Source organism: Hydrogenophaga borbori, assembly GCF_003417535.1.
Taxonomy (GTDB): Bacteria; Pseudomonadota; Gammaproteobacteria; order Burkholderiales; family Burkholderiaceae_C; genus Hydrogenophaga; species Hydrogenophaga borbori.
Genome location: NZ_QVLS01000024.1, coordinates 1 through 5,707 on the forward strand (window position 1 = coordinate 1; position 5,707 = coordinate 5,707).

Here is a 5,707-nt window from a genome sequence, read left to right on the forward strand (position 1 = left end):
GCGCCGAGTCCGCGCTCTGGCGCACCGTGCCCGTCAGCTGCTCCATGCTCGCCGCCGTCTCCTGCAGGTTGCTCGCCGTCTGCTCCGTGCGCGCGCTCAGGTCCTGGTTGCCCCGCGCGATCTCGCTGCTCGCCACGCCCAGGCCACCCACGCCCTGGCGGATCTCGCCCACGATGCGCGCCAGACCCTCCTGCATGCGCGCAATGCCCGCGAGCACGCGCGCCGTCTCGTCGCGGCCCAGGGCCTGCACCCGAGCGGTGAGATCGCCCGCCGCCACGCGCTCGATGGCGCGCGCCGCTTCGTCCAGCGGCCGCGTGATGCGCCCGCTGATCACGTAGCCCAGTCCCAGGGCCAGCCCCAGCACCACCAGCGCGGCCAGCACGGTCGCGCGCACGGCCTGGCGCTGCAGGCGGGCCAGGGCGTCCACCATGCCGTCCACCCGGCCGCTCACCGCCGCGCTGATCTCATTGAAGGCCTCGTCGGCCGCGCGCACGTCGTTCTTCGCCGGCTCCAGGGCCCGGTTGGCGCGCCAGGGGTCGTTGATCTCGCCGCGGTTGATGCCGGTGTGGATGGCGTTCACCGCGTCGCGGTACTGCCCCAAGCCCGCGGCCATGCGGTCCAGCGCCGCCTGCTCCGCCGGCAGCAGCATGGGCCGCAGCTGCGCCAGGCGCGCCAGCCCCGAGGCCACCTGGGCCGTCCAGGCCTGGTGGTAGCGCTCCAGCGCCGCCTCGTCGGCCAGGTTGAGGAACAGGTCCTTCTCGAAGCGGCGCATGTTGCCCACATCGGCGCGCACCTCGCCCAGGGCGCGCAGGGCGCTCACCTCGGTCTGCACCAGCCGCTGGCTGGCCGCGACGGCGCGGTCCAGGCTGACGAAGGCCGACGCGGCCACGGCGAAGATGCCCAGCGCGCACAGCGCGAGCAGCAGCGCCAGCTTGGCGCGAACGGAAATGTGGGACAGCCAGTTCATGGGGGAACACCGATCAGGGACAACCCGGCACGCGCGGGTGCCGACCCCCGCTTCTTCGGAGGCGCCTCCCGCATCTTGAGGACCGCCCGTCGCGGCGACGCCTGCCTGGCATCCGTCATTGGCCTGACACATGTGCCGTGGCTGCTTTCATTTCCATAGCGGTCGGCTCGCCCAGGTGTCGTCCGCACGACAGGCCATTGGCCCCGCCGCCGCCGGGGCCGGGGGCCGCGACTGTATAAACGCTCGCTTATGAACCGCAACCTCTGGCTCCTGGCCGCCGCCCAAGGCCTGTTCCTCACCAACAACGTGGTGTTCATCACCATCAACGGGCTGGTGGGCCTGGCGCTGGCGCCGCTGGGCTGGATGGCCACGCTGCCGGTGATGGGCTATGTGGTGGGGGGGGCTCTGAGCACGCCGCTGGTGGCGCGCGCGCAGCGCCGCTTCGGGCGCCAAGCCTCGTTCCAGCTCGGCCTGCTGGTGGCTCTGCTGTCGGCGCTGCTGTGCGCCTGGGCCATCTCCCGCGGCTCGTTCGGGCTGCTCATCCTGGGCACGGTGGTGGCGGGCTACTACAGCGCCAACGGCCAGCTCTACCGCTTCGCGGCCGCCGAACTGGCGGCGCCGGCCTTTCGCGAGAAGGCGGTCTCGCTGGTGCTGGCGGGCGGGCTGATCGGCGCCGTGCTCGGTCCCAACCTGGCGGCGCGCACGCGCGGCCTGACCGAGGCGCCCTTCGCCGGCGCCTACCTGGCGCTGACCGTGGTGGCCCTGCTGTCCATGGCGGTGATGGCCTTCGTGCGCTTTCCCCCCGTGCCCGCGCGCGCGGCCGACGCGCCGCAGGGCCGGCCGCTGGGCGAGATCGTGCGCCAGCCGGTGTTCATCGTCGCCGCGCTGGGCGCCGCCCTGGGCTACGGCGTGATGAACCTGCTGATGGCGGCCACGCCGCTGGCCATGCAGGTCTGCGGCCTGCCCTTCGAGGACGTGGCCCTGGTGCTGGAGTGGCACGTGATCGGCATGTTCGCGCCCGGCTTCTTCACCGGCCACCTGATCCGCCGCTTCGGCGTGCTGCCCATCATGGGCGTGGGCGTGGCGCTCAACCTGGCCTGCGTCGCGGTCGCGCTCTCGGGCGTGGACCTGCACCAGTTCCTCATCGCCCTGTTCCTGCTCGGCGTGGGCTGGAACTTCCTCTTCACCGGCAGCACCACGCTGGCGCTGCAGGCCTGGCGCCCGGAGGAAAAGGACCGCGCCCAGGCCGCCATCAACTTCGGCGTGTTCGCCACCATGGCGCTGACCTCCTTCGCGTCGGGCGCGCTGGTCACCACGCAGGGCTGGACCTGGCTCAACCTGGGCTCGCTGCTGCCGGTGGCGCTGCTGGGCCTCTCGCTGCTCTGGCTTGCCCGCCGGCGGGGGGCCGCCCACAATGCCGCCTGACGCGCGGAGCGGTTCCGCGCCCTGGAGCAATACATGGGACTTCTGGATGCAATGCTGGGCGGATCAGGCAACGGCTCGAACGCGGCCGGTGGCTTCGACGCGCAGCAGGTGATGGCGCTGGTGGCGCAGCTGCTGCAGCAATCGGGCGGCATCGAGGGCCTGCTGGCCAAGCTGCAGGCCGGCGGCCTGGGCGAGGCCGCGCAGTCCTGGGTGGGCACGGGCGCCAACCAGCCGGTGTCGGGCGAGCAGCTCGGCGGCGCCCTGGGCCCCGACCTCATGGGCGCGCTGGGCGGCCTGCTCGGCGGCAACGGCCAGCAGGCCTCGTCGGTGCTGGCGCAGGTGCTGCCCGGGCTGATCGATCAGCTCACGCCGCAGGGCCGCGTGCCGGCGGCGGGTGACGCCAGCAACAACCCCCTGGACGCGCTCGGCGGTCTGCTGGGCGGCGGCGCCGGAGGGGGCGGTGGCCTGGGCGATCTGGGTGGCCTGCTGGGCGGCCTGATGCGGCGCTGAGGCGGCGCCGCCCGGGGCCGGCCGGAACCGACCCCAGCGGGGCGCTCAGCCCCGCGCGGGCGCCAGGCGGTCCAGCCACTGCCGCAGGGTGTCGAACACCGCGGCGTTGTCGCGCTCGTTGAAGATCTCGTGGTACAGGCCGTCGAAGCGGCGCGCCACCACCATGGGGGCCGGCGCGGCGTTCGCGAAGGCCACGCTGCCGGCCGGGTTCACCAGGTGGTCATCGCCGGCGAACATCAGCAGCGTGGGCACCGGCCAGCGCGGCGCCGCGGCGCGCACCCGGGGACCGTTGTCGTCGATGAACCGCGCCAGCCGCGCGCTGATGCGGTCGTGCACGCGCCGGTCGCGCTGGTAGGCCTTCACCACGGCCGGGTCGTGCGAGATCTTCTCCGCGTCCAGCCCGTTGCCCAGGGTGGTGTCGGGCGACAGCCGCATCATCAGCCCGATCAGCCAGCGCTTGAAGCCCGAGAGTCCGGCGTCCAGCGCGGGCGAGGACAGCACCAGCGCGTCCACCCGGGCCATGCCACGCTGCACGAAGGTGGCGCTGACCAGGCCGCCCATGCTGTGGCCGAGCAGGATCAGCGGGCAGGACCAGGGCTCGGCGATGTGGCGTCGTGTGTCGTCCACCATTTCTTGCAGGTCGTCGAGCAGGGCGTCGTCGTCGGGCAATACGCCGGGGGCGCCGCCGGAGTCGCCGTGGCCGCGCTGGTCGTAGGCGCGCACGAAGAAGCCCCATTCGTTGAGGCGGTGCGCCAGGTCGTTGTAGCGCCAGGCGTGCTCGCCCAGACCGTGCACGATGAGCACCACGCCGCGCGGGCGCACGCGCGAGGGCAGGGGCCAGTCGTAGAGCGCGAGGTTGAGGCCGTCGCGGGCGGTGAACGGGGCTTGCGTGGTGTCGCTCATCTCTTCATCGTCCGTCGGCGTTCGCCAAACGCGCCGCGCACGACGTGCGCAACCGGGCAAGGCCACGGCCGCGGCTTGGCCGGGCCACAGGCATTGCCCCCTTGAGGGGGTCGCGCGAAGCGCGGCGGTGGTGTTCCATGCTAGGGCATGCGGGCGATGACCTGGGCCACGCTGGCGGTGAGCCGGCGCGCGTAGTCCATGTGCAGGAACTCGTTGGGCCCGTGCGCGTTGCTCTTGGGGCCCAGCACGCCGCAGACCATCATCTGCGCCGTGGGAAAGCCCTGGCTGAGCAGGTTCATGAGCGGGATGGTGCCGCCCTGGCCGATGGTGCCGCAGGCGGCACCGAAGTGCGCCTGCGAGGCGTCCTGCAGGGCGCGCTCAAACCAGTCGGTGGTGGGCGGCGCGTTCCAGCCGCTGGCCGCGCCCTCGCCGGCGAAGGTGACCTTGGCCTGGTAAGGCGCGTTGTCCTCCAGCAGGGCCTTGAGCTCCTGCACGGCGGCGGCGGCATCCACCAGCGGCGGCAGGCGCAGGCTCAGCTTGAAGGCCGTGTAGGGACGCAGCACGTTGCCCGCGTCCTTGAGCGCGGGAAAGCCCTCGGCGCCGGTGACGCTCAGCGTGGGGCGCCAGGTGCGGTTGATCAGGGCCTCCACCGGGTCGGTGGTGGTGGGCAGGGCGAACAGGGTGCTGCCACCGCAGTCGTGGTGGGCCCAGGGGAAGCGCTTGTAGATTTCGTCGCCCAGGATGGCGGCGGTGGCGCGCGCCTGCTCCAGCCGCTCGGCCGGCACCTCGCAATGGAAGCTGGCGGGCAGCAGGCGGCCGGTGGCGCTGTCCTCCAGCCGGTCGAGCACCTGGCGCAGGATGCGAAAGCTCGAGGGCACCAGGCCCGAGGCGTCGCCCGAGTGGATGCCCTCGGTGAGGACCTCGACCTTGAGCACGCCGGCGGCCATGCCGCGCAGGCTGGTGGTGAGCCAGAGCTGGTCGTAGTTGCCGGCGCCGCTGTCCAGGCAGATCACCAGGCCCACGTCGCCCAGGCGCGGCCGCAGGGCGTCGACGTAGGGCAGCAGGTCGCCGGAGCCGCTTTCTTCGCAGGTCTCGATGATCCCCACGATGCGCGGGTGCGCCACGCCCTGCGCCTGAATGGCCTGGATCGCCGCGACGCTGGCGTAGACCGCGTAGCCGTCGTCGGCGCCACCGCGGCCATAGAGCTTGCCGTCGTCGATCTTGGGCGTCCAGGGGCCCAGGTCGCTGCGCCAGCCGGTGAACTCGGGCTGCTTGTCCAGGTGGCCGTACATCAGCACGGTCTGGCCCGAGGCCGGGGCGGGCGTGCCGTCCTGGCCCGCGCTGGCCGGCAGCTCGAAGAACAGCACCGGCGTGCGCGGGCGGCCGTGCGCGTCGTTCAGGCGCACGATCTCCAGCCTGAGCCCGGGCACGCGCTGCGCGCCCACCCAGTCGGCGGCCGATTGCAGCACACGCTCGAGCAGGCCGTGGGCGGCCCAGTCGGCGTCGAAAGCGGGGGATTTGGCCGGGACGGCCACGTAGTCGAGCAGCGCGGGCACGATGCGATCGCGCCAGCTGGCATCGACATGGGATTGCAGGGCCGCCGCGTCGAGCGGCAGCGGCTGGGGCAGGCGGGCGTTCATGGCGATCTCCATCGGGATCGCCCCGGTGTGGGCACGCTGCCCCTCCCAGGTGAACCCTGGGGGGAGTATAGGCAGGAGCGGCGCCGCGCGACGGCGCCGCGCGGCCGCTTCCTCAAGCTGTGGTACGGAAGCGGCCCACCACCTGGGCCAGCTGCTCGGCCTGCTCCTTCAGGCTCTGGGCGGCGGCCGCGCTCTGCTCCACCAGCGCCGCGTTCTGCTGCGTCATCTGGTCCAGCTGGTTCACCGCCACGTTCACCTGCCC

At 72.9% G+C, this 5,707-nt stretch carries 5 protein-coding genes; 2 read left to right on the forward strand and 3 right to left on the reverse strand.

The window, feature by feature from the left end:
* A partial coding sequence (locus tag DY262_RS22185) for a methyl-accepting chemotaxis protein (RefSeq protein ID WP_116961062.1) occupies nt 1-967 on the reverse strand: 967 nt, incomplete at its 3' end.
* A 249-nt stretch (nt 968-1,216) separates the two neighbouring features.
* On the opposite strand from DY262_RS22185, the gene DY262_RS21365 reads away from it, so the two are divergent.
* Nucleotides 1,217-2,392, forward strand: coding sequence for an MFS transporter (locus DY262_RS21365; protein ID WP_070399713.1), 1,176 nt, complete (start codon nt 1,217-1,219; stop codon nt 2,390-2,392).
* A 33-nt stretch (nt 2,393-2,425) separates the two neighbouring features.
* Entirely contained in the window at nt 2,426-2,902 is a 477-nt protein-coding gene (locus DY262_RS21370; RefSeq protein WP_116961063.1) for a YidB family protein, read from the forward strand.
* Nucleotides 2,903-2,947: 45 nt separating this feature from the next.
* Here DY262_RS21370 and DY262_RS21375 read toward each other — a convergent pair whose 3' ends face one another.
* Both DY262_RS21375 and DY262_RS21380 read right to left on the reverse strand, forming a co-directional pair.
* A complete protein-coding gene (locus DY262_RS21375) occupies nt 2,948-3,805 on the reverse strand; it encodes an alpha/beta hydrolase (RefSeq protein WP_116961064.1) in 858 nt (285 codons plus the stop codon).
* Nucleotides 3,806-3,945: 140 nt separating this feature from the next.
* Nucleotides 3,946-5,445: a M20 family metallopeptidase gene (locus DY262_RS21380; RefSeq protein ID WP_116961065.1), complete on the reverse strand. Its 1,500-nt coding sequence runs from the start codon at nt 5,443-5,445 to the stop codon at nt 3,946-3,948.
* Nucleotides 5,446-5,707 lie beyond the last annotated feature (262 nt).

Excerpts from the sequence above, each read along its gene's own strand:
- DY262_RS21365 (WP_070399713.1), top strand. The coding sequence starts at position 1,217 with ATGAACCGCAACCTCTGGCTCCTGGCCGCCGCCCAAGGCCTGTTCCTC.
- DY262_RS21370 (WP_116961063.1), top strand. The coding sequence starts at position 2,426 with ATGGGACTTCTGGATGCAATGCTGGGCGGATCAGGCAACGGCTCGAAC.
- DY262_RS21375 (WP_116961064.1), bottom strand. The coding sequence starts at position 3,805 with ATGAGCGACACCACGCAAGCCCCGTTCACCGCCCGCGACGGCCTCAAC.
- DY262_RS21380 (WP_116961065.1), bottom strand. The coding sequence starts at position 5,445 with ATGAACGCCCGCCTGCCCCAGCCGCTGCCGCTCGACGCGGCGGCCCTG.